General features: G+C 61.7%; 25 protein-coding genes. 17 read left to right on the forward strand and 8 right to left on the reverse strand.

Features of this window, described 5'->3' with window-relative positions; genetic code table 11:
- Positions 1 to 732, reverse strand: coding sequence for a glycerophosphodiester phosphodiesterase (locus M1E12_RS07315; protein WP_479564217.1), 732 nt, complete (start codon positions 730 to 732; stop codon positions 1 to 3).
- Positions 729 to 1199, reverse strand: a complete 471-nt coding sequence (locus tag M1E12_RS07320; RefSeq protein WP_479564218.1) for a RidA family protein — start codon at positions 1197 to 1199, stop codon at positions 729 to 731. The genes M1E12_RS07315 and M1E12_RS07320 overlap by 4 nt, the downstream gene beginning before the upstream one ends.
- 131 nt (positions 1200 to 1330) lie before the next feature.
- Between M1E12_RS07320 and M1E12_RS07325 the strand changes: the two genes are divergently transcribed.
- The 14 genes from M1E12_RS07325 to lpxB all read left to right on the forward strand — a co-directional run bounded on the left by M1E12_RS07325 (position 1331) and on the right by lpxB (position 15562).
- Positions 1331 to 2146 carry a cell envelope integrity EipB family protein gene (locus M1E12_RS07325; RefSeq protein WP_479564846.1) on the forward strand — a complete coding sequence of 272 codons (816 nt, stop codon included), beginning with the start codon at positions 1331 to 1333 and terminating at the stop codon, positions 2144 to 2146.
- 189 nt (positions 2147 to 2335) lie between these two features.
- A complete protein-coding gene (gene rpsB / locus M1E12_RS07330; RefSeq protein WP_113461226.1) occupies positions 2336 to 3103 on the forward strand; it encodes a 30S ribosomal protein S2 in 768 nt (255 codons plus the stop codon).
- A gap of 259 nt (positions 3104 to 3362) precedes the next feature.
- Complete coding sequence (gene tsf / locus M1E12_RS07335; RefSeq protein WP_479564219.1) at positions 3363 to 4289, forward strand: translation elongation factor Ts; 927 nt, start codon at positions 3363 to 3365, stop codon at positions 4287 to 4289.
- Positions 4290 to 4384: 95 nt separating this feature from the next.
- Positions 4385 to 5107 (forward strand): UMP kinase, encoded by a 723-nt coding sequence (gene pyrH / locus M1E12_RS07340; protein ID WP_113461228.1) that lies wholly within the window; start codon positions 4385 to 4387, stop codon positions 5105 to 5107.
- A gap of 57 nt (positions 5108 to 5164) precedes the next feature.
- A complete protein-coding gene (frr, locus tag M1E12_RS07345; protein ID WP_113461229.1) occupies positions 5165 to 5725 on the forward strand; it encodes a ribosome recycling factor in 561 nt (186 codons plus the stop codon).
- Positions 5726 to 5774: 49 nt separating this feature from the next.
- Positions 5775 to 6518 (forward strand): isoprenyl transferase, encoded by a 744-nt coding sequence (locus M1E12_RS07350; protein ID WP_479564220.1) that lies wholly within the window; start codon positions 5775 to 5777, stop codon positions 6516 to 6518.
- Positions 6519 to 6526: 8 nt separating this feature from the next.
- Complete coding sequence (locus M1E12_RS07355) at positions 6527 to 7360, forward strand: phosphatidate cytidylyltransferase (RefSeq protein ID WP_479564847.1); 834 nt, start codon at positions 6527 to 6529, stop codon at positions 7358 to 7360.
- A 67-nt stretch (positions 7361 to 7427) separates the two neighbouring features.
- Entirely contained in the window at positions 7428 to 8561 is a 1134-nt protein-coding gene (gene rseP / locus M1E12_RS07360; protein WP_479564221.1) for an RIP metalloprotease RseP, read from the forward strand.
- Between the two features lie 193 nt (positions 8562 to 8754).
- Entirely contained in the window at positions 8755 to 11109 is a 2355-nt protein-coding gene (gene bamA / locus M1E12_RS07365) for an outer membrane protein assembly factor BamA (RefSeq protein ID WP_479564222.1), read from the forward strand.
- Between the two features lie 50 nt (positions 11110 to 11159).
- Complete coding sequence (gene lpxD, locus M1E12_RS07370) at positions 11160 to 12224, forward strand: UDP-3-O-(3-hydroxymyristoyl)glucosamine N-acyltransferase (RefSeq protein WP_479564223.1); 1065 nt, start codon at positions 11160 to 11162, stop codon at positions 12222 to 12224.
- Positions 12217 to 12684: a 3-hydroxyacyl-ACP dehydratase FabZ gene (fabZ, locus tag M1E12_RS07375; protein ID WP_113461235.1), complete on the forward strand. Its 468-nt coding sequence runs from the start codon at positions 12217 to 12219 to the stop codon at positions 12682 to 12684. The genes lpxD and fabZ overlap by 8 nt, the downstream gene beginning before the upstream one ends.
- On the forward strand, positions 12681 to 13496 hold the full coding sequence (gene lpxA / locus M1E12_RS07380; protein ID WP_479564224.1) for an acyl-ACP--UDP-N-acetylglucosamine O-acyltransferase: 816 nt from the start codon (positions 12681 to 12683) through the stop codon (positions 13494 to 13496). Before fabZ ends, lpxA begins: the two co-directional genes overlap by 4 nt.
- Positions 13497 to 13499: 3 nt before the next feature.
- Entirely contained in the window at positions 13500 to 14387 is an 888-nt protein-coding gene (locus M1E12_RS07385; protein ID WP_479564225.1) for an LpxI family protein, read from the forward strand.
- A complete protein-coding gene (lpxB, locus tag M1E12_RS07390) occupies positions 14387 to 15562 on the forward strand; it encodes a lipid-A-disaccharide synthase (protein WP_479564226.1) in 1176 nt (391 codons plus the stop codon). The genes M1E12_RS07385 and lpxB overlap by 1 nt, the downstream gene beginning before the upstream one ends.
- Positions 15563 to 15565: 3 nt before the next feature.
- On the opposite strand, the gene M1E12_RS07395 is transcribed toward lpxB, so the two are convergent.
- A complete protein-coding gene (locus M1E12_RS07395) occupies positions 15566 to 16759 on the reverse strand; it encodes a GTP-binding protein (protein WP_479564227.1) in 1194 nt (397 codons plus the stop codon).
- Positions 16760 to 16850: 91 nt separating this feature from the next.
- The gene (locus tag M1E12_RS07400) at positions 16851 to 17951 is read right to left on the reverse strand and encodes a zinc ABC transporter substrate-binding protein (protein WP_479564228.1); all 1101 of its coding nucleotides are present in this window, start codon (positions 17949 to 17951) and stop codon (positions 16851 to 16853) included.
- 100 nt (positions 17952 to 18051) lie between these two features.
- Between M1E12_RS07400 and znuC the strand changes: the two genes are divergently transcribed.
- From znuC to M1E12_RS07415, 3 genes are read left to right on the forward strand one after another with little or no spacing between them, the layout of a single operon-like run.
- Complete coding sequence (znuC, locus tag M1E12_RS07405; protein WP_479564229.1) at positions 18052 to 18972, forward strand: zinc ABC transporter ATP-binding protein ZnuC; 921 nt, start codon at positions 18052 to 18054, stop codon at positions 18970 to 18972.
- Complete coding sequence (locus tag M1E12_RS07410; RefSeq protein WP_479564230.1) at positions 18962 to 19777, forward strand: metal ABC transporter permease; 816 nt, start codon at positions 18962 to 18964, stop codon at positions 19775 to 19777. The genes znuC and M1E12_RS07410 overlap by 11 nt, the downstream gene beginning before the upstream one ends.
- A gap of 3 nt (positions 19778 to 19780) precedes the next feature.
- On the forward strand, positions 19781 to 20188 hold the full coding sequence (locus M1E12_RS07415; protein WP_479564231.1) for a Fur family transcriptional regulator: 408 nt from the start codon (positions 19781 to 19783) through the stop codon (positions 20186 to 20188).
- Between the two features lie 10 nt (positions 20189 to 20198).
- Here M1E12_RS07415 and M1E12_RS07420 read toward each other — a convergent pair whose 3' ends face one another.
- The 4 genes from M1E12_RS07420 to M1E12_RS07435 form a co-directional block, all read right to left on the reverse strand.
- Positions 20199 to 20726 (reverse strand): gamma carbonic anhydrase family protein, encoded by a 528-nt coding sequence (locus tag M1E12_RS07420; RefSeq protein ID WP_479564232.1) that lies wholly within the window; start codon positions 20724 to 20726, stop codon positions 20199 to 20201.
- A gap of 13 nt (positions 20727 to 20739) precedes the next feature.
- Entirely contained in the window at positions 20740 to 21012 is a 273-nt protein-coding gene (locus M1E12_RS07425) for a hypothetical protein (protein WP_136540682.1), read from the reverse strand.
- Positions 21013 to 21058: 46 nt separating this feature from the next.
- On the reverse strand, positions 21059 to 22513 hold the full coding sequence (locus M1E12_RS07430) for a serine hydrolase (protein WP_479564233.1): 1455 nt from the start codon (positions 22511 to 22513) through the stop codon (positions 21059 to 21061).
- 95 nt (positions 22514 to 22608) lie between these two features.
- Positions 22609 to 23403, reverse strand: a complete 795-nt coding sequence (locus M1E12_RS07435; protein WP_479564234.1) for a hypothetical protein — start codon at positions 23401 to 23403, stop codon at positions 22609 to 22611.
- Positions 23404 to 23568: the final 165 nt, after the last annotated feature.

The raw sequence follows: 23568 nt of genomic DNA on the forward strand, positions 1-23568 counted from the left end.
TCAGGCGATGGCCGGCGACTGGCGCGGGTCGAAGCCTTCGAATGTCATCTGATCTGCATATTTATAGGTCTGTGCCCGCATGATTTCATCCCTGACGGTCCAGGTAATTACGGGTGTGCCCTTTTCACGCAGGCCCGTGACGAAATCATTGGGCAGATGCGCCACACAGTAGGAGGTGAAGTCCAGACCTAGATCCATGGCCTCACGATGAGCGGCGAGATTGTCCGGCTTGACGCCTTCGGCGGTGAGGCCAACCGGCCACGGGCATTCGGCAACTTTCAGCGCACGCAGGAGATGGAAGTCGAAGCTCATCAGCGCGACCTTGCCCTCGTATCCCTCGAGCACTTCGAGAACGGCTTCCACGAAGCCATCATCCTGTTCGGCGTCGATGCCCTTGAGTTCGATGACCAGTGGCACCTGGCCCTTGACCAGATCGAGCATCTGGCGAAGCGTCGGGATTCTGTCGGCGGTGCCGCCGATCGACAGCATCCGCAGTTCGGCAGCCGTGCGCTCGCGTACCTCACCGGCAATGCCGCAGAGGCGCTGCAGGTCGTGGTCGTGGAAAACCATCGGCACGCTGTCGGCCGACAGCTGTATGTCGCATTCGATCGCGAACCCTGCCTCGATGGCGCGGCTGAAAGCCGAAAGAGTATTCTCCCAGATCTGCTTGTTCATGTCGTGGTAGCCGCGATGGGCGACCGGCACGTCCTTGATCCAGTCGATATGGCTCACCGGGTGATCTCCAGAATTGCGTCGATCTCCACGGCCGCGTTGAGCGGCAGCGATGCCATGCCGACCGCAGCGCGCGCATGTTTGCCCGCCTCGCCGAGCACGTTGGCGATCAGGTTCGAGGCACCATTGATGACGAGATGCTGCTCCACGAAGCCTGGCGCCGACGCCACGAAACCGTTGAGCTTGACGACACGGCTGATGCGCGAGAGGTCGCCGGAAAGGGCGGCCTTCGCCTGGGCGAGGATGTTGATGGCGCAGAGTTCCGCAGCGCGCTGCGCTTCCGGGAGTGCCACATCGCCGCCGACGAGACCGATCACTGCCACTTTTCCGCCTTCAATCGGCAGCTGGCCGGAGAGAAACAGCAGGTTCCCGCTGATCACATAGGGCACGTAATTGGCGGCAGGGGCTGCGGCTTCCGGCAGGCTGATGCCCAGTGCTGCAAGGCGGCCGTCGATTGTGTCGGACATGGTCGATTCCCGGTCTGTTGATAAAAGTTGAGAAAGTTGTGGCGACGAAAAGCATGTCTCGCTTTTGCCGGATGTGTTCTTATAACATCGCTTACGAGTCCAACAGGAGGGTGTCGATGTTTCCTTTGCGAATGGCGGTCCGTGCGTCCGTGGCCCTGGCTGCCGTGGGCGCGACCGGGCAGGCGGCCTCCGCGGCAACCGTTGGCCTCGTGCCGCACCGCGCCGTCTATGACATCGTGCTGAAGGAAGCATCCGATCGCTCCGGCATCGAATCCGTCCGCGGTCGCATGGTCTACGAATTTAGCGGTTCGACCTGCAAAGGCTTCAACACCCAGTTCCGTTTCGTCACCCGCATTGACGTGGGCGAGGGCGTGCGCGTGACCGACCAGCGCTCGTCTACGTTCGAAGACGTCGCGGCCGGCAAGTTCCGCTTCGAGAACAAGTCCTTCACCGATGACCAGCTCGACAAGGACGTGAAGGGTGCGGCTGCCGAAGCCGATGGCAAGGTCAAGATCGAGCTGACAGGTCCCGACAAGCGCGACATCGAGCTGGCGGACAGCCGGTTTCCCGCAGAACATATGCTCGAAGTGATCGCACGTGCCCGCAAGGGCGAGCGCGTCTTCGAATCGCGCATATTCGACGGCTCCGAGGACGGCGACCAGACGTTCCTCACCACGACCATCGTCGGCGGGCCGAAGAAGTCGGCCCAGACGGATCCGGAAGCCAAGGCTGTCGCCTCTCTCGGGCCGCAGGATTACTGGCCGGTCTCGATTGCCTATTTCGACGAAAAGACGAAGGGTGATCAGGAGCCGATCTACAGCCAGTCCTTCAAACTCTATGAAAACGGGGTCACCCGTGATCTGACGCTCGACTACGGCGATTTCGTCCTGGCAGGCAAGTTGACGAAGCTGGAAGTTCTGGGCAAGCCCGACAGTGACTGCCAGTAAAGGCTCCGAATTGCTGGAAATTCGGCACTTTCGCTATTGATTTTTGACCGGCGCACCTGTATGGCCGGCGTCATTCCACACGCGAGACTTGGGATCGACAGGGAGAAATCCTGCCGCTTCCGCCCGGTGGTAGGCCGAAAGGTCTGCTGTTTGTCTCGCGGGGGTTAAACCGGAAAAGGAGAAAAAGGCATGGCATTGCCTGATTTTAGCATGCGTCAGCTTCTGGAAGCTGGCGTTCACTTCGGTCACCAGACGCACCGCTGGAACCCGAAGATGAAGCCGTACATCTTCGGCGATCGTAACAACATCCATATCATCGACCTGGCTCAGACCGTTCCGATGCTGTCGCGCGCCCTTCAGGTCGTGTCCGACACCGTTGCTCGTGGCGGCCGCGTTCTGTTCGTCGGCACCAAGCGTCAGGCGTCGGAAATCATCGCTGACAGCGCCAAGCGTTCGGCCCAGTACTACGTCAACTCCCGCTGGCTCGGCGGCATGATGACCAACTGGAAGACCATTTCGAACTCGATCGCCCGTCTGCGCAAGCTCGATGAGATCCTGGCTTCGGAAGCTTCCGGCTACTCCAAGAAGGAGCGCCTGAACCTCGAGCGCGAACGCGAGAAGCTTGAAAAGGCTCTCGGCGGTATCCGCGACATGGGCGGCACCCCGGACCTGATGTTCATCATCGACACCAACAAGGAAAAGATCGCGATCGACGAAGCCAAGCGCCTCGGCATCCCGGTTGTTGCTGTCATCGATTCGAACTGCGATCCGGACCTAATCGACTACCCGATCCCGGGCAACGACGACGCTTCGCGCGCCATCTCGCTCTACTGCGACCTGATCTCGCGCGCTGCCATCGACGGCATCGCTCGCCAGCAGGGCGCTTCGGGTCGTGACATCGGCGCCTCTGCCGAAGCTCCGATCGAGCCGGCTCTCGAGACCGAAGCAGACGCGTAATCGCGTCTCTGCGGCGGGTTTCCGCCGCATCTCCCGTTAAGGGAACGGCCGCCTGTGTGCTCGCCCGAGCGACAGGCGGCCTCCGTTCTTCCGGATGCCTTTCGCCTCGGGCGAGACACCGTCGAAGACGGCCGATTGTTTCCGTGGTGACCCGCTTCATCACGTTGTCATACATCCGGGTACATTTCGTCCCCAACACAGCGGCCCTCCGTCGCCTTGAGGTTACGGATCGACCGCCTGAACAGACAAGAGGCACACAATGGCTGAAATCACTGCAGCACTGGTAAAAGAACTGCGCGAAAAGTCCGGCGCAGGCATGATGGATTGCAAGAAGGCTCTGACCGAAAACAACGGTGACATCGAAGCCGCCATCGACTGGCTGCGCGCCAAGGGTATTGCCAAGGCTGACAAGAAGTCCGGCCGTACGGCTGCTGAAGGCCTGGTCGGCATCAACGGCGCCGGCACCTCGGCCGTTGTCGTAGAAGTCAACTCCGAAACCGACTTCGTTGCCCGCAACGACGCCTTCCAGGACCTCGTCCGTGGCGTGGCTTCTGTCGCCATCGGCACCGACGGTTCTGTCGACGCGATCGGCGCTTCCACCTATCCGGCCAGCGGCAAGACCGTCACCGACACGATCAAGGACGCAATCGCTCACATCGGCGAAAACATGACGCTGCGCCGCGCCGTCAAGCTTTCCGTCGAAGATGGCGTTGTCGCCACCTACATCCACAACGCCGTTGCTGACGGCCTCGGCAAGCTCGGCGTTCTCGTCGCGCTGAAGTCGACCGGCAACAAGGACGTTCTGTCTGCCATCGGCCGCCAGGTCGCCATGCACATTGCTGCGACCAACCCGCTCGCCATCCGTGCGGAAGAAGTCGACGCTGCTGTCGCCGAGCGCGAGCGCAACGTCTTCATCGAGCAGTCCCGCGCCTCCGGCAAGCCGGACGCCATCATCGAGAAGATGGTTGAGGGCCGCATGCGCAAGTTCTTCGAGGAAGTCGCTCTTCTCTCGCAGGCTTTCGTCATCAACCCGGACCAGACCGTCGGCGACGCCATCAAGGCTGCCGAGAAGGAAGCTGGCGCTCCGATCGAAGTCACCGGCATGGCACGTCTGCTGCTCGGCGAAGGCATCGAGAAGGAAGAGTCCGACTTCGCTGCCGAAGTCGCAGCCGCTGCCAAGGGCTGATTGCCGTTACCCTTCTTCGAGGGAAAACATCGGGCATCGCGTGACAACGCGGTGCCCTTCGTGTATCCGGCACAGAATTGATTTCGGGAGCTTTCATGTCAGCCAAGCCATTGTTCAAACGCGTCCTCCTCAAGGCTTCCGGCGAAGCCCTCATGGGTAGCCAGGGATTCGGGATTGATGTGGCAGTGGCCGACCGGATCGCCGGTGACATCGCCGAAGCCCGTCGCATGGGCGTCGAAGTCGGCGTCGTTGTCGGCGGCGGCAACATCTTCCGTGGCGTCGCTGTCGCGTCCAAGGGCGGCGACCGCGTGACCGGCGACCACATGGGCATGCTGGCGACCGTCATCAACGCGCTGGCGCTCGCCACCTCGCTGCGCAAGCTCGACATCGATACGGTCGTCCTCTCGGCCATCGCCATGCCGGAAATCTGCGAAAGCTTCTCGCAGCGCGGCGCTCTTCATCATCTGGCGCAGGGCAGGGTGGTGATCTTCGCCGGCGGCACCGGCAACCCCTTCTTTACGACCGATTCAGCCGCAGCGCTGCGTGCGGCCGAAATCGGCGCACAGGCGATCTTCAAAGGCACCCAGGTGGACGGCATCTATTCCGCCGACCCGAAGAAGGATCCGACGGCGACCCGCTTCGACAGCCTGACCCATGACGAAGTCCTGCAGAAGGGCCTCGCGGTGATGGATGTCGCAGCCGTGGCGCTCGCCCGCGAAAACCATATTCCGATCATCGTCTTCTCGATCCACGAGAAGGGCGGGTTCGGCGAGATTCTGTCCGGCGCCGGACGCATGACGATCGTTACCGACAACTGATCATTTTACGGGTGGCGCTAGTAAGCCGCCGAGCAATAGAGCAATGGGAGAACCATGATGACCGCAGGGGTTGATCTCAACGACATCAAGCGCCGCATGGACGGTGCCATCAACGCATTCAAGAACGACATCGCATCGCTGCGCACGGGCCGGGCCTCGGCCAACGTGCTGGATCCGGTGGTGGTGGAAGCCTATGGTTCGCGCGTACCGCTGAACCAGGTTGCCAACGTCACGGTTCCTGAACCCCGCATGCTCGGTGTCTCGATCTGGGACAAGTCCATGGTCGGCGCCGTCGATCGCGCGATCCGCGAAGCCAATCTCGGCCTGAACCCGATCGTGGATGGCCAGAACCTGCGCATTCCGCTGCCCGAGCTCAACGAAGAGCGCCGCAAGTCGCTGGTCAAGGTGGCACATGATTATGCCGAAAAGGCCAAGGTCGCGATCCGTCACGTCCGTCGTGACGGCATGGACAGCCTGAAGAAGGCCGAGAAGGATGGCGACATCAGCCAGGACGATAGCCGTTCGCTCGCCGACAAGGTCCAGAAAATGACAGACGAGACGATTGTCGACGTCGACCGCTTGCTCGCGGACAAGGAAAAGGAAATCATGCAGGTTTAAGGCAGAGTCGTTCTTCGCCGTACTCTCCAAGCCGCCTGGATCCTCGCCAATGTCGACAGTTCAACATCGCCTCGTTCCGCAGCATGTTGCGATCATCATGGATGGCAATGGCCGATGGGCGAATGCGCGCGGTCTGCCGCGCACCTTCGGCCATCGCAAGGGTGTAGAGACGGTCCGTGAGACGGTGAAGGCGGCCGGCGAGGCCGGCGTTGGATTCCTGACGCTTTTTGCCTTCTCGTCTGAGAACTGGCGCCGTCCGGAATCGGAGGTGAACGAGCTCTTCGGTCTGCTGAAGGCTTTCATCCGGCGTGACCTCGCCGACCTGCATCAGGCCGGCGTTCGAATCCGCATCATCGGCGACCGCGTGAACCTGCGCGAGGACATTCGCTCGCTGCTGCTCGAGGCGGAAGAAACGACCGCGGCCAATACGGGCATGACGCTGGTCATCGCCTTCAACTACGGCTCCCGCGACGAGATCGCACGCGCCGCGGCCCGTCTGGCTTTGGATGTTCAGGCGGGCAGGCTTGATGCGTCCGAGATCGATGCGCAGAGGCTGAACGATTATCTCGATACGGCCGGGATCCCCGATCCTGATCTCGTCATTCGCACGAGTGGCGAAGAGCGGCTGTCGAACTTCCTGCTCTGGCAGGCAGCCTATGCCGAACTGATGTTCGTCCCGGACTTCTGGCCGGATTTCACGCCGGCACTCTTTGACAGCATCCTGGAGCGATACGCAGCGCGCGACCGGCGCTTTGGCGGTCTTTCGACCAAAGCCGTGGCGGTCGGCTCATGACTTTGACGATGTCGCGAGAGCTCCAGCTCAGAATCGTTTCTGCCATCGTCATGATCCTCGTGGTTCTCGCGGCCACCTGGATGGGCGGTCTGGCTTTCAAGACCGTCGCCGTCGCAATTGGTCTGCTCGTCTATTACGAATGGTCGACCATCACACGGCTTCCGGAAGGCAGCCTCAGAGCCCATGCCTTCGGCTGGTTCTCGATGGCCCTGATCAGTCTCAACATGCTGTTCGGTCATGCCGATCTGACAGTGCCCCTGTTCGCCGGTCTCGTGATCACCTCCGCAATTCCGGCTATGCTGCGGCGGGTGAGCTGGTGGCAGCCGGGTGGCCTGTTCTATGCGGGCCTCAGCGCCATTTCGCTCTCGGCGATCCGTGGCGACGATTCGCTCGGTTTCATCGCTATGCTATTCGTCTTCGTCGTTGTCTGGGCAACGGACATCCTGGCTTATTTTGTCGGGCGGGCGATCGGTGGCCCTAAGCTTGCACCACGCATTTCGCCCGGCAAGACCTGGTCCGGCGCAATCGGCGGCACGGTCGCAGGTGTTGTCGGCGGCCTGCTCGTGGCCATGAGCCACTTCCAGGACCTCGGCCTCTGGGTCGGGATCGTTGCATTCACGCTGTCGGTCTCGAGCCAGATCGGTGACCTCTTCGAATCCTTCATCAAGCGCCGCTTCGGCGTGAAGGACTCAAGCAAGTTGATCCCAGGCCATGGCGGCGTGATGGACCGCGTTGACGGCCTTGTATTTGCCAGTTTTGCCGCGTTTTTCTTGGCCGTCGGCAGCTCTGCCGGCAGTGCCAATGCCGTCGTCTCCATGGGAGCCTTCCTTTTCGGTCTGTAATTGACCGGGTGGGCTCGGCCAACGACGGCGTCAACCTTCGCCATGAGCGAGATCGGGATACGGACAGATGGACTACATCAGCGCAGTTTTCAGTTTTCTCGGCGGATATATCCTGCCCTACATCCTGATTCTGTCCCTCCTGGTCTTCATCCATGAGATGGGGCATTACCTGGCTGGCCGATGGTCCGGTATCCGGATCCTGGCCTTCTCCGTCGGCTTCGGCCCGGAGCTCGTCGGTTACACCGACAGTCACGGAACCCGTTGGAAAATCTCGGCAATCCCTCTGGGCGGCTATGTCCGCTTCTTCGGTGACGCCGATGCGGCAAGCCGTCCCGACGGGTCGATGGCCGAGGAACTGACCGAGGAAGAACGGGCCCAGACACTGAACGGCGCCAAGCTCTGGAAGCGCGCCGTCACCGTCGCCGCCGGGCCTCTTGCCAACTTCCTGCTGGCGATCGTGATCTTTGCCGGCATGTTCGCGACCATGGGCAAGCCGGTCTCCGACCCGGTCGTCGCCGACATCAAGGCAGGCAGCGCCGCCGAAGCCGCCGGCATCGCCCGGGGCGACGTTCTGGTGGCCCTGGACGGCCGCACGATCGAAACCTTCGATGATGTCGTGCGCTACATCACCATGCGCCCCGAAATCCCCGTCGAAGTGACGGTTCGTCGTGATGGCCAGGAGATGGATTTCGATCTGGTCCCGAAGCGCGCCATCACCACGGACCGTTTCGGCAACGAGATGGAGGTCGGCCAGATCGGAATCATCACCGATCAGCAGGCTGGCAATTTTCGCATTGTCCAGCTTTCGCCTCTTGAGGCGGTTTGGGAAGGCGTTCGCCAGACCGGTCATATCGTCACGGGCACCTTCGATTATCTGGGCAACATGATCGCCGGACGCATGAACGCCGATCAGCTCGGTGGCCCTGTCCGCGTGGTGCAGGCGTCGGGCGAAATGGCGACACTCGGCGTTGTCGCCCTGTTAAATCTGGCAGCAGTTCTTTCCGTTTCCCTGGGGCTTTTGAATTTGTTCCCAGTTCCGGTTCTTGACGGCGGCCATCTCGTTCTCTACGCGATTGAAGCAGTGCGGGGGAGGCCAATGGGTCAGGGCGCACAGGAGATCGCTTTCCGCATCGGTATGGCGATGATCTTGTCCCTGATGGTTTTTGCCACCTGGAACGATATCAGCCGTTTGATTGGCTAACGGGGAGCTTGTGTCGCGCGAAAGGATTTGTTTACGCTGTTTCAAATTGATAGTGGCGATTGGGCCACGCGTTGAAATGAAGTAAACAGAAATTAACTCGCACACTTGCTTGTAGGGTAAAACCCGTTAAAACCACACACGGGCCGGAGTCGGGTGCCGACTTTGGGGCAATGGAAGAAGGTAAAGTATACACATGAAGGCTGGTTCAAAGTTTTTGAACGCAGTATCGGCGGTCGCGCTGTCTGCTGGTGTCGTGTCTTCGGGCGCAGGTATTGCCGTTCTCGCATCGGCGGTTGCTGCCGAAGCCGCAGTGGTTCAGCGGATCGACGTACGCGGAGCTCAGCGTGTCGGTGCCGAGGCTGTACGCTCCAACCTTTCGATCCAGCCGGGTCGGACTTTCTCCAATGCCGACATCGATGAATCGGTGAAGCGTCTTTACGCCACCGGCTTCTTCTCCGATGTGCAGATCTCCGTATCGGGCGGCACGCTCGTGGTGACGGTCGCTGAAAACCAGCTGATCAACCAGGTGGTCTTCAACGGCAACCGCAAGATCAAGGACGACAAGCTGCAGGGCATCGTCCAGACCCAGGCCCAGGGTCCGTACAGCGATAGCCTGGTCAGCGCCGACATTCAGCGCATTCGTGAAGCCTATGGCGCGATCGGCCGCAGCGACGTTGAAGTCACGACGCAGGTCGTTCCGGTTGCTGAGGGTCGCGTGAACCTTGCTTTCGTGATCAACGAAGGCGAGCGCACCAAGATCAGCTCGATCAATTTCGTTGGCAACAACGCCTATTCTGACGGCCGTCTGGCCGCCGTTCTGCAGACCAAGGAATCGGGCATCCTGTCCTTCCTGACCCGCAAGGACGTCTACAACGAGGACAAGCTGCGCGCCGACGAAGAGGCGCTGCGCCAGTTCTACTACAACCACGGCTATGCCGACTTCCGCGTCATTTCGTCCGAGGCCGTCCTCAACGAAGCTGGCAACGAATACACGATCAACATCACGGTCGACGAAGGTCAGCGCTACAAGTTTGGCGCCGTATCCGTTGAATCGACTGTTGACGGTATCGACGGTTCTGAGCTTCAGGGTCTGCTCGAAACCCGCGAAGGCGACACCTACAGCGCCCGCGACATTCAGAAGTCGATGGAAGCCATTTCCCGCCGCGTATCCTCGGCCGGTTATCCCTTCGCACGCGTGGTTCCGCGTGGTGACCGCAACTTCGAAACCAACACCATTGGCGTGACCTATCTGGTCGACCAGGGTGAGCGCGCCTATGTCGAGCGCATCGAAGTCCGGGGCAACACCCGTACCCGCGACTACGTCATCCGCCGCGAATTCGATATCTCCGAAGGCGACGCCTTCAATCAGGAGACCATCTCGCGCGCCAAGCGTCGCCTCGAGGCTCTCGGCTTCTTCTCTTCCGTCAACATCTCGACCCAGGCCGGCAGCTCGCCGGACCGCGTCGTCGTGATCGTGGACGTGCAGGACCAGCCGACCGGTTCGTTCGGCATCGGTGCCGGTTACTCGGTCGGCGACGGTGGCCTTGTTCTCGAAGCATCCGTCGAGGAAAAGAACTTCCTCGGCCGTGGTCAGTTCATCCGTCTCGCTGCCGGTGGTGGCTTCGACGACACGCAGACCTACAACTTCTCCTTCACCGAGCCTTATTTCCTCGGTTACCGTCTGGCCGCTGGCTTCGACCTCTTCAAGAGCTCGACGAGCAGCAACTCGGAATACGACTACGAAGAGCAGGGCGGCACGATCCGCGTGACCGCGCCGATCACCGAAGATCTGGCGACGACCCTTCGTTACACCTACAAGACCATCGACTACATCAACGACGGTGCTTTCGGTGGGGACGGAATTGCAGACACCGCTGACGACACGATTGCCGATCCGTACATCGATGCGATCCAGGGGAGCACGTGGAAGCAGTCGATCCTCGGTCACTCGATCGTTTACAACACTGTCGACGACCGTCAGAACCCGCATGAGGGTATCTACGCCAGCTTCACGCATGAATATGCCGGTCTCGGTGGCGACTCCGAATACTACAAGGCCTATATCCGCGCCCGCATGTTCTACACGCTGTCGGACGAGTTCGATATCGTTGGCTCGCTCGCAGGCTCGGCTGGCCATGTTGTCGCCTTGGGCGACAATCTGAACGTCTTCGATCAGTTCAAGATCGGTGGCAAGGAAATCCGCGGCTTCGACAACAGCGGGATTGGTCCTCGTCTTGAGGGCGACGCTATTGGCGGTACGACCTACTTCTCGGCGTCTGCCGAGGCGACCTTCCCGCTTCCGCTGGTTCCGCAGGATCTCGGTTTCCGTGGCGCTGTCTTTGCTGACGCTGGTACCCTCTTCGGTAGCGACCTGGCCAGCGACGCCGGTGCACAGGGCACCAGCATGTCTCTGCGCGCTTCGGTCGGTGCAGGCCTCGTCTGGAACTCGCCGTTCGGTGCGCTCCGCGTCGACTACGCCGTTCCGGTCGCCAAGGAAGACTTCGACGAGACCCAGGAATTCCGCTTCAGCATGGCGAACCAGTTCTAAGACTGGCCGTCCAGAACTGCTGACAGTTTGACGTTCTGGAGCGTTTGCTGATGGAGCATAATCATTTCTTTCCGCCCCATTCGGGGGTGACCTTGGCTGCGCTTGCGCAGCACGCGGGGGCGGAATTGCAGGACGAAAGCCACGGCGACCGGATTGTTCGATCCGTTTCGCCGGTGGCGCGCGCCAAGGATGGGGATGTCTGCTACATCCTCTCTCGCCGCAGCCGGGAAGACCTGTCGACCTGCCAGGCGACCGCGATCTTCTGCGAAAAGCCGCTGCTATCGCTGATCCCCTCGCATATACCCGTTCTTCTTGCAAAAAGTGCCCATACCGCTTTTGCGCTCGCGGGTGCTCTCTTGCATCCGCAGGGCTTGCAGCCCGTCCGCATGACCTCTGAAGCTGCAAAGGTGTCGCCGGCTGCATTCGTCGACCCGACGGCGCGCCTCGAAAACGGCGTCGAGATCGAGCCGATGGCGGTGATCGGTGCCGACGTCGAGATTGGCAGCGGCACGCGGATCGGTCCAGGCGCAGTGATTGGACCCGGGGTCCGGATCGGTCGGGACTGCGTGATCGCAGGCGGCGCGACGGTTCAGGTCGCCTTGATCGGCAACAATGTCATCATCCACAATGGTGCCCGCATCGGTCAGGATGGCTTCGGCTACGCGCCAGGCCCGCGTGGAATGCTGAAGATCGTTCAGGTCGGTCGCGTCATCATCCAGGACCACGTCGAGATTGGCGCAAACACCACTATCGACCGTGGCACGATGGACGACACGGTGATCGGCGAGGGCACCAAGATCGACAACCTCGTTCAGGTCGGCCACAACGTCCGCATCGGCCGTCACTGCGGCATCGTGAGCCAGGTTGGCATTGCCGGCAGCACCGTCATTGGTGACGGCGTCATGATCGGCGGCGCCGCGGGCGTCAATGGCCACATCAAGATCGGCGATGGCGCCCAGATCGCCGCGATGAGCGGCGTCCTGGCTGATGTGCCGCCCGGTGAAAAATACGGCGGTGTTCCGGCCCGCCCGCTGAAGGATTATCTGCGCGAGGTGGCCGACACCTTGAGCCGCTATGACGGCCGCGCCAAAGACAAGGGAGCCAGCAATGACTGACACCTCAAAGAGCGAATTGGGATCGGCTGATATCCTCGAGATCATGAAGCTTCTGCCCCACCGCTATCCCTTCCTGCTGGTGGACAAGATCATCGAGATCGACGCGGACAATTCGGCCATCGGCATCAAGAATGTGACTGCGAACGAGCCTCATTTCACCGGGCACTTCCCAGAGAGCCCGATCATGCCTGGCGTATTGCTGATCGAGGGCATGGCGCAGACCGCCGGTGCCATCTGCGCACGCAACCAGGGTGAGGGCGGCAACCTCGTCTATTTCATGACCATCGACAATGCCCGCTTCCGCAAGCCGGTCGTACCGGGCGATCGCGTCGAGTTCCATGTCGTGAAGCAGAAGCAGCGCGGCAACATCTGGAAGTTCCATTGCGATGCCAAGGTGGATGGCGTTCTCGCCGCAGAGGCCGATATCGGTGCCATGATCATGCGCAAGGATCAGAAATGAGCCTCATCGCCGAAAGCGCCGTCATCCACCCGATGGCCGTGGTCGAAGACGGCGCGGTGATCGGCGAAAATGTCAAGATCGGCCCCTTCTGCCGTGTCGGTCCTCGCGTGACGCTGAAAGGCGGCGTCGAACTCGTTTCGAATGCGGTTGTGACCGGGCTGACGGAAATCGGCGGCGGTTCGGTCATCCACCCGATGGCCGTTATCGGTGGCGTGTCACAGAGTCTGCACGAGGCTGGTGAGGATTCGAAACTCGTCGTCGGTGCAAACTGCACCATGCGCGAAGGTGTGACGATGAACTGCGGCACGGTCGGCGGCGGCGGTATCACCAAGGTCGGTGACAACTGCCTGTTTCTTGCGAATTCGCACGTTGCTCATGACTGCATTCTCGGCAACGACATCATCTTGTCGAACAATGTGATGCTGGCTGGCCATGTCCGCGTCGAGGACAAGGCGATCCTCAGCGGCGGTTGCGCCGTGCACCAGTTCACCCGTATCGGCCGGCAGGCCTTCATCGGTGGCCTCTCTGCGGTGGCCTATGATGTCATCCCTTACGGCATGCTGAATGGAAATCCGGGCATTCTCGGCGGCTTGAACGTGGTCGGCATGACTCGTGCCGGCATCGAGCGCTCGGTCATTCATCAGGTTCGCCGGGCCTTCAAGCAGATCTTCGAAAGCGAAGGATCTGCACGTGCCAATGCGGCGGCGATCCGTGACGAATACCTTGATTGCGCACCCGTGATCGAAATCCTCGACTTCATCGCGGCGGAAAGTGATCGCGCGCTGTCGTCCCCCAACCGGGGCAAGAACTGACCGATGACGGCGGCCGCTGAAAGAGACGGCCTGCCGCGCAACGGTCGCCTTGCGATCATCGCTGGCAGCGGAAAGCTGCCGCTCTTCCTCGCCGAAGCGGCGCGCGAAGCCGGCGAAGATCCGTTCATCCTCCGACTGAAGAACGAAGCCGACGATCTCTGGCAGGGTTTCGACAATGCCGTCATAGGCGTCGGCGATATGGCCGGTCTCTCGGCACTCTTTCGCAAGCATGAGATCACGCGCGTCGTCATGTCCGGTGCGGTCAAGCGCCGGCCCGCTTTCGGCGAGATCCGCGTCAACCTTAAATCACTGCTGAAACTGCCGATGGCCCTGAAGACGCTGCTCGCCGGCGGCGACGACGCAGTTCTGCGCATGGTGATTTCCCTGATCGAGGCGCAGGGCTGCGAGGTTCTCGGGGCGCACGAAATCCTGCCGGGACTGCTTGCAACCGTCGGGCCGCTCGGCTCGGTCTCTCCGGATACCGATGCGCTCAAGGACATCGAGCGGGCTGCCGATGCGGCCGAAACTCTGGGAAGGCTTGACGTGGGACAGGGTGCCGTGGCCGTTGGTGGCCGCATCGTCGCGCTCGAAGGCGTCGAGGGTACCGACGCCATGCTCGCCCGCGTCGCAAGTCTGCGCGCGGAGGGACGGATCTCGAAACGGCGCAAAGGCGTTCTGGTCAAGCTGTGCAAGCCGCAGCAGGATCTCAGGGTCGATCTGCCGACAATCGGCGTATCGACAGTCACAAACGCGCAGGCCGCCGGGCTTGCCGGTATCGCGGTTGAGGCGGGACGGGCGCTCGTTGTTGAACGGGAATCCGTCATTGCCGCTGCCGATGCGGCCGGCCTTTTCGTCGTCGGCATAGACCGATCGGCCGGGGAGCGAGGTTGATGAGCGACAGACCGCTGAAGATTGCCGTGATAGCCGGCGAAGTCTCCGGAGACCTGCTGGGTGCCGATCTCATCGCGCAGCTGAAGGTCATGCACAACGGCCCGATCGAGCTCCTCGGCGTCGGCGGTGACGCCCTGGAAGCACAGGGCTTGAAGTCGCTCTTCGACTTCTCCGAGCTTTCCATCATGGGCTTCACCCAGGTCCTGTCGAAACTCCCGCGGCTCATCAAGCTGATCTCGATCACTGCCGACGCGATCGTGAAGGCAGAACCCGACCTGCTGCTGGTCGTCGACAGCCCGGACTTTACCCATCGGGTCGCGAAGAAGGTGCGCAGCAAGCGCCCGGATCTCCCGGTGGTCAATTATGTTTGCCCGAGCGTCTGGGCCTGGAAGGAATATCGCGCCAAGGCCATGCTCAGCTATGTCGACGCCGTCTTGGCGGTGCTGCCGTTCGAGCCGGCGGTGATGCAGCGGCTGGGTGGTCCGGAAACCTATTTTGTCGGCCATCGCCTGTCGAGCCACCCGGACATCCGACGTGTACGACAAGCGCGCCAGGCGAGGGGCCCGCGACCCCTCGGCAGCAAGCAAACGATCCTGCTGTTGCCGGGCTCCCGTGGCGGCGAGATTGCGCAACTGCTTCCGATCTTCGGCGAGGCGATGCAGGAGTTCGTGACGCGCAATGGCGAAACGCGGTTCATCCTGCCCACTGTGGCCCGCCAGGAGGCGCGTGTGCGCGAGATGACGCGCGACTGGCCCACAAGGCCGGAAATCGTGGTCGGCGACGCGGCCAAATGGCAGGCCTTCGAAGAGGCCGACGCGGCGATTGCGGCGTCCGGCACGGTTATCCTCGAGCTGGCACTTGTCTATGTGCCGGTCGTATCGACCTACAAGGGTGACTGGATCATCCGGATGCTGAGCCACCGCATCAAGATCTGGACAGGCGCCTTGCCGAACCTGATCGCCGACTACGCGGTCGTTCCCGAATACTTCAACGATGTTCTCAGGCCGGCAAGCCTTGTGCGCTGGGCTGAACGTCTTTCTCTCGATACGCCACAGCGGACCGCCATGCTGGCTGGTTACGACGAGGTCTGGCAGAAGCTGGAAACGGAACGGCCGGCCGGTGAGGCCGGCGCGGCCGTCGTTTTATCGGTACTTGAAAAACGCGGGAAGCTCTGAGCGTCAGCTCCAGCGGGCGAAAGGATCGGCGAGCCCTTCCCATGCGGTCGGCGTGAAGCGCTCGGCCTGCACCAGGCAATCATCAAGCTGCGCGGTAATCTCGTCTCGGTCCATGGGATCCGCGCCGATAAAGACGATCTCCTGTCGCCTGTCTCCCCATTCCTGATCCATGTAAGGGGCCATCGCATTGATGAAGCCCACATCGTCGGGCCAGCGCGACTTTGGCACCGAAGCCCACCAGAGCCCCATCTTCGTCGTGCGCACCAGCGGTCCGGCCTGGCTGAGTTCTCCGACATGGTGGGGACGGGTGGCGAGCCAGAAGAAACCCTTGGCGCGGATCACGCCCGGCCACGACCGGTCCAGGAAGGCCCGGAAGCGAGTGGGGTCGAAAGGCGCCCGAGCACGGTAGACGAAGGAGCGGATGCCGTATTCTTCCGTTTCCGGAACATGGTCGCGGAAGCCGTGCAGCTCCTGGAACCAGAGCGGATGTGTTTCGGCCTTGGCGAGATCGAATAGCCCTGTTCCCAGGATGTCCTTCGGCGCCACTTCGGCAAAATCGGTTTCGATCACGCGCGCATCAGCGTTCAGCCCCGCGATGATCTTTCTGGCAGCATCGAGCTGGTCGGCTGACGCCGTCCCCACCTTGTTCAGAATGATGACGTCGGCGAACTCGATCTGCTCGACCAGAAGATCGACGAGCGTGCGGTTGTCGTTGTCGCCTGCCGTTTCGCCGCGATCGGCGAGGAAATCACTGGAGGAATAGTCGCCGATCAGATTGGCGGCATCGACCACGGTCACCATGGTGTCGAGCTGTGCGATGTCGGAGAGACTACGCCCGTCTTCGTCGCGAAAGTCGAAGGTGGTCGCGATCGGCAGGGGTTCGGCAATGCCCGTCGCCTCGATCAGCAGATAATCGAACCGACCCTGCTCGGCGAGCCCTCGCACCTCGTTCAGGAGATCGTCGCGCAGGGTGCAACAGATGCAGCCATTGCTCATCTCGACCAGCTGTTCCTGCGTCCGCGACAGAGCCGCATCGCCGCCACGCACGAATGCGGCATCGATATTCACCTCGCTCATGTCGTTGACGATCACCGCGACGCGCAATCCGTCGCGATTGGCCAGCACGTGGTTGAGCAGCGTGGTCTTTCCAGCGCCGAGAAATCCTGAGAGGACGGTAACAGGCAGCTTCTGCATCATGAACTCCGTATTTATGTAATAACATTACATTCGCCCATCTGAAAAAGGCGGAACCGAGGTCCCGCCTTCTTCGCCCGGGGGAGGGATTTGGTTATTGCGACAGGCAGGTGCTCATCGAAGTCGCCAGATTGCGCATCAGTTGACCATAGAGATCCGGACCGGCATCGAGTGCCCCGCCTTCCGGGTCGAGCACGCCGGACTTCGCCTCGGTACCCTCGGTCACGACGCCGATCAGCTTCGGCTCGAACTGCGGCTCGGCGAAGACGCAGGCTGCGCCGAGTTCCTCGATCTTCGCGTGAATATCCGACAGACGTTCGGCACCCGGCATTGTTTCCGGGCTAACCGTCACCGAACCGGCGACACGTACGCCGTAGCGCTTCTCGAAATACTGATAGGCGTCATGGAAGACGATGAAGGGCTTTTCGAGCACTGGTTTCAGCTGAGCTGCGATTTCCGCGTCAAGTGCGTCGATCTGCGCATTCACGGCGCTGAGATTGGTCTCGTAGGCAGTCTTGTTGGCAGGATCGACTTCGGCAAGGCTGCGGGTGATTTCGGCTGCCATGGCCTTGGCATTGGTGGGATCGAGCCACAGATGCATGTCGAAGCTGCCATGCTCGTGGTCATGGTCGCCATGATCATGACCCGCTTCTTCGTGCTCGTGGCCTTCGTGGGAATGCCCGGCCTCCTCGCTGGCATGGTCATGGCCCTCTTCATGCGCATGATCATGACCGGCTTCGGCTGCGTCCGCCTTGGCATGATCTTCGTGCTCATGTGCATGCTCGCCTTCGGCGTGCTCTTCGTGTTCGCCATGGTCATGCGCCTCGAAGGCGCCCCCCTCGCGGAACGGCAGCTTGGTCAGTCCCGGTGCATCCTCGAGCTCCACCACCTTCGCCTTCTTCGGCAGAGCTTCAAGCGGCTTGTCCAGGAAGGCCTCCAGCCCCGGGCCGACCCAGAAGACCACATCAGCATTTTCGAGCGCCTGCGCATTGGACGGCTTCAACGTGTAAGTATGCGGGGAGGCGGCACCTTCGACGATCAGACTGGGCTCGCCGACACCCTTCATGATCGAGGCGACGAGGGAGTGGATCGGCTTGATCGAGACCACGACATCCGGAGCCGCCGCCATGGCGAAGGCGGGCGACAGGAATACGAACGCCGTCGAGGCAGCCAGTCCGAGGCGATAGCTGGTCATGTAATGCTCCTGAGGATGGTGATGTAATACTATTACCTAAGTTGCGTTATGCTATAACGTGTGGCATAGGAGGTGGCAACATCAAAATCTCGAGAATTCCATGAATGCGATGAAATCACGGGAGGCAGCCCCCTTGGTGTCTCTCACCGGTGCTGGCGTCTACCGCAACGGGCGCTGGCTGGTCCGCGGCGTTGATTTTTCCGTGCGGCCGGGTGAAATCGTGACGCTGATCGGACCCAACGGCTCCGGCAAGTCGACGAGCGCCAAGATGGCCATCGGTGTCATCAAGGCGGACGAAGGTCGCGTCGAGCGGAAGGCCGGGCTGCGCGTCGGCTACGTGCCCCAGCGCCTGTCCGTTGACTGGACCATGCCGCTCACCGTGCGCCGTCTGATGACGTTGACCGCTCCTTTGTCCGCACAGGAGGTAGCTGCAGCGCTCGAGGCCGTTGGGATCGCCCACTTGGCCGGCGCCGAGGTGCAGCATCTCTCCGGCGGCGAATTTCAACGCGCGCTGCTTGCCCGTGCCATGGCGCGCAAGCCCGATATCCTGGTGCTCGACGAGCCCGTCCAGGGCGTCGACTTCAGTGGCGAGATCGCGCTTTATGACCTCATCACCTCCACCCGGAATTCGACGGGCTGTGGCATCCTGCTGATCTCCCACGACCTGCATGTGGTCATGGCGGAAACCGACACGGTCATTTGCCTGAACGGCCATGTCTGTTGCCGCGGAACGCCGGCGGCTGTCAGCCAAAGCCCGGAATATATGCGGCTCTTCGGCGCCAAGGCTGCCCAGACGCTTGCTGTCTACAGCCACCATCATGACCACACGCATCTGCCGGATGGGCGCGTGCAGCATGCCGATGGCAGTGTCACCGATCACTGTCATCCGGATGACGGTCATCATCACCACGGACATCATGACCATGAGCACGACCACCACGACCACGCTCATCACCACCATGACCATGATCACGCCGCAGAGATGAACGTGAAGGGCAGGGAGCACGGCCATGCTGGATGATTTCTTCACTCGCGCCATCCTGGCCGGCATCGGCCTTGCCCTGACGACGGGCCCGCTCGGCTGCTTTGTCATCTGGCGGCGCATGGCCTATTTCGGCGACACCATGGCCCACTCGGCCTTGCTCGGCGTGGCGCTGTCGCTGTTCTTCTCATTGAACCTGATGGTCAGCGTCTTCGTCGTCGCCGCGCTCGTCTCGCTGATCCTGATCGTCCTGCAGAAGCGCCAGGGACTGTCAGCCGACGCACTGCTCGGCATTTTGAGCCATGCCACGCTGGCGATCGGCCTTGTCATGGTCGCCTTCATGACCTGGGTGCGGTTCGACCTCATCGCCTTCCTCTTCGGCGACATTCTGGCCGTCACGCCAACGGATGTCGCGATCGTCTGGATCGGCGGGATCATCGCCGTCGGCATCATCGCCTGGCTGTGGCGGCCGCTGCTGGCCGGCACGGTCAATGTCGAGCTCGCGGAAGCCGAGGGCATGCAGCCCGAGCGGGCACGCCTCATCTTCATGCTGCTGATGGCGCTGGTGATTGCCATCGCCATGAAGATTGTGGGCATCATGCTGATCACGTCTTTGCTGATCATCCCGGCCGCGGCCGCCCGCCGCTTTGCCTCGACACCCGAGCTGATGGCCGTGCTGGCCTCGGTGATCGGTGCGGTCGCCGTCGTCATCGGGCTCTTCGGCTCGCTGACCTACGACACGCCGTCAGGACCGTCGATCGTCGTGGCGGCGCTCCTGCTCTTCATTGTAAGCCTGCTGCCCAGACCGGGTGCCAGGACAACGGATATTCGATCAAGGGCCTGAAACATGACCAAGACCGACCTGACGCGCAATCAATCCCTCGTCTTTGACGCCCTGGTCGACAGCGACGGGCCGCTCTCGGCCTATACGCTGTTGGACAGGCTGCGGGAGCACGGCTTTCGCGCCCCGCTGCAGGTTTACCGGGCGCTCGATAAGCTGGTCGAATTCGGCATGGTCCACCGGCTGGAAAGCTTGAACGCCTTTGTCGCCTGCGCACATCCGCACGAGGGCTGCTCCGGTCACGGCACCGTCGCCTTCATGATCTGCAACAAGTGTGGCCACGTGACGGAATTCCACGATCACGAGGTGGATCACCGCTTGGAGACGATCACCCGCGGTCGCAGTTTCAAGCCGGAAAAGACGACCATCGAGATCAGAGGTCTCTGCGCAGGCTGCGTCGAGGTCGCCGCTTGAGGCAATCAGGCTAGAGCGGCTGAAGGTCTCTGGCGAAGCGCTGCCAGTTGCCGACATAGTTGTCGGCCGAAAGCTTCAGCCCCGCGATCGCCGTATCATCCAATGTCCGGACGACCCGGGCAGGGGATCCGACGATCAGCGAATTGTCGGGAAAGGTCTTGCCTTCGGTCACGAGCGCATTGGCCCCTACAAGGCAGTTGTTGCCGATGCGGGCACCGTTGAGGATGGTGGCACCCATGCCGATCAGCGCGTTCGAACCGATCGTGCAGCCGTGGATGATGGCATGGTGGCCGATCGTGCAGCCCTCTCCGATCGAGACACCCATGCCAGGATCGGTGTGCACCATGACCCCGTCCTGAATATTGCTACGGGCGCCGATGGTGATCGGGTCATTGTCGCCGCGCAACACGGCACCGAACCAGATGCCGACGTCCTCGCCGAGGCGCACGTCTCCGATGATCTGCGCATCAGGGGCTGCCCAGAAACGATCGCTGGCCGGTAGCTGCGGAACCCTGTCACCCAGTCGGTAGATCGGCATCTGCAATCAGCTTTCAGCGCAGACGCAGGATGACCGGAAAGCGTCCGGCCTGGGCAGACACGTGCAGGTGGATATTCGCCTCCGGCTGCGAATAGCGCCAGGCGCGAGCGCCGTGGCTGAGGAGAAGCCCGATCAGGTCCTTGGTCTTCGACTTCTTCTCCCGCAACCCGATGTCGGCAAGGCGATAGGCAGCCTCGTGCAGCGGATGAAGGATTGCCGACGCAGAGCTCTGGCCGCCATTGTCCTGCCCTTCGGCTGGACCATACCTGTAGTCTTTCGATGCCATTCCGTGATCCTCGTAAACAGTACAAATCGAGGGGCGGGCAATCGTCCTACTGGGCAGAGGCCCAGCAACCGATCCCCTTCTTCTTCAGGGCCTTGCACGCGTTGACCGCGTCTTTCTGATCGTCGAAACCGCCGAAGCGAGCACGATAGACCTGTTGTGCGCCATCGCCATAGGCGACGGTAAAGGGGGTGGCGGAACGCAATACCTGTCCGCCGCGCTCCTGCGCGCTGCGCAGAAGATCCATAGCCATGTCCTTGTCCGGCGACGTGCCGATCTGGACCACCCAGCCCGCGGCGGGTGCAGTCGAGGCCGTGGTCATGTTGTCGACGTCAGGCGGCGTGGCGGAAGCTGCCGCGACCGATTGTGTCGGCTGCGACGGCGCCACGGCTGCACCCTGGTCGGGAAGATAGGCAGGCGCCGGCTGCGGAACCGGAACGGCAGCGGACGGCGCGGCCGGGCGAAGCGTGTCCAGCGCAGCGCTTGCGGCATTGCCGACCTGCGGCGCGGCATAGGCCTGGGCAACGCCCGTGTAACGCGGATCCGGCATCGGACCGGTATGCGGCAGGTTCGGCATGCCGGAGGCGACCGAAGCCGAAGCGCTGGCGCCTGCCGGCGCAACGGATGTGTCGTTCTTGGCAATCAGATTGCCGCCGCGGCCGTTCGATGCGTTCGGCAGGTAACGCTGCACCAGGCTCGTCATCTGCGCATTGCGACGCGCGCCGGATGTCGCGCCGAGCACGACGGCGACGATCGAACGCCCGCCGACTTCGGCCGAGGTTGCAAGGTTGTAGCCGGCGGCACGAGTGTAACCGGTCTTGATGCCGTCGACGCCGCGGACCTGGCCGAGCAGGCGATTGTGGTTGCCGATCGTCTGCTTGCCGAAGCGGAAGCTGCGGGTGGAGAAGTAGCCGTAATACTGCGGGAAGTGCTGACGAAGCGCGATGCCGAGGCGCGCCTGATCGCGTGCCGTCGTCATCTGTGCCGTGTTCGGCAGGCCATGGGCGTTGCGGTAGGTGGTCTTGGTCATGCCGAGGCTGCGCGCCTTGGCGGTCATCATCTGGGCAAACCGCTGCTCAGAACCACCGAGATATTCACCGAGCGCCGTGGCAACGTCATTCGCCGAGCGGGTGACGAGCGCGAGGATCGCCTGTTCGACGGTGATGCTGCGGCCTGTGCCGACGCCAAGCTTGGACGGCGGCTCCTTGGCGGCATGGGCGGAGAAGGGCACCTTGCTGTTGAGCGAGATCTTGCCGGCTTCCAGAGCCTCGAAGACCATGTACAGCGTCATCATCTTGGTGAGAGATGCCGGATAGCGGAGGCTGTCGGCGTTTTCACTGTAGAGGACCTTGCCGGTCTTGGCGTCGATGACGATGCCCGCATATTTCGGATTGGCCTGAGCTGCGCTCAAAGCGGCAGCACTCGCCAAGAGGACCGCAAACAGCGTGAGGACAAGCCGGCGAAAGGCGGCTGCGACGTTGAAGCTTCCCAGAAATTTATGCACCACGATACTCTTTGAATCTCATCATTGACGACCGGACGCTGTCCCCCTTCGCGACCATCTCGGCGGAGCCTACGGAATTAGCCTTACCAAGAGGTTTATGATGAACGGCCGGTTGACGCTTTGAGTTGATTTTTAAGTGTCGCGGCGGCGGGGACTGCGTGGGCGCGGTTGCCGACATAGCTTCGGACTGCCGCATCGATCGCGGCCCAGTCCTTCAGCATGTCGCTGGAGAAACGGTAGAGAACGGTCAGATCCTCTCCGACATGGATGTCGCGCTGGCAATCGCTGCCCGAGGCCTTTGACTGCGATGCGGGGAGGAGGCAGCGGATTGCATAGGTGGCGCCGTCCGGCAGCGTGCCGGTGAGCAGTGTTTCGCCTTCATAACCCGTCGCGTCCTTGAACTGGAAAGCGCTCAGGCCAGCAGGGCCGGTCGAACTTTCCCGCTCGAGCAGGTGGCGGTAGATCGGTTCCACCCGGCCGGACATGTCCCGGGACATCGTGCTCTGGGATATCTGCAGAAAGATCAGCGAATTCGACAGGCTGAGGTCGTCGAAGCGCCGGCGCTGCTCCGACGAATAGCCGGTCATTTCCGGCCAGAGAAGATAGAGGTCGACGCGTTCGGCAAGCCCGCCCTGCCGCTGCTCTTCGAAACGGATCACGTTGGCGGGGAGGGCGAGTTGGTCTCGCCCGACCGTGATATTGACGATATCGGAGCTCTGGCTGTGACCGGCGAGCGAAAGCTGCTCGCCGTAGGATCGGCCGAACCAACTGATGGCAACGGATGCGGCTGCAAGAACGAGCACGCAGATCGTGGCGATCACGAGAAACCGGTTGGAGATCAGCGGTCTCTGCTCGTGATCGACGCTCACTGTGTTTGCTTCGCCCCGCATCTCGCCGTCATCCCCTCGGTGCAGTCGCTCTCGACTACTGGAGAAGACTTCGGCGAACATGGTTAAGGTCGAGTTAATTTAAAGGAGCGTTGTCGCTGTCAGGCAAAAAGAGAGCCGGTCCCGGTTGGACGGGACCGGCTCATTGGCTCCGGTCGGGGGACGGGT

It is taken from the genome of Rhizobium sp. K33 (assembly GCF_056501445.1).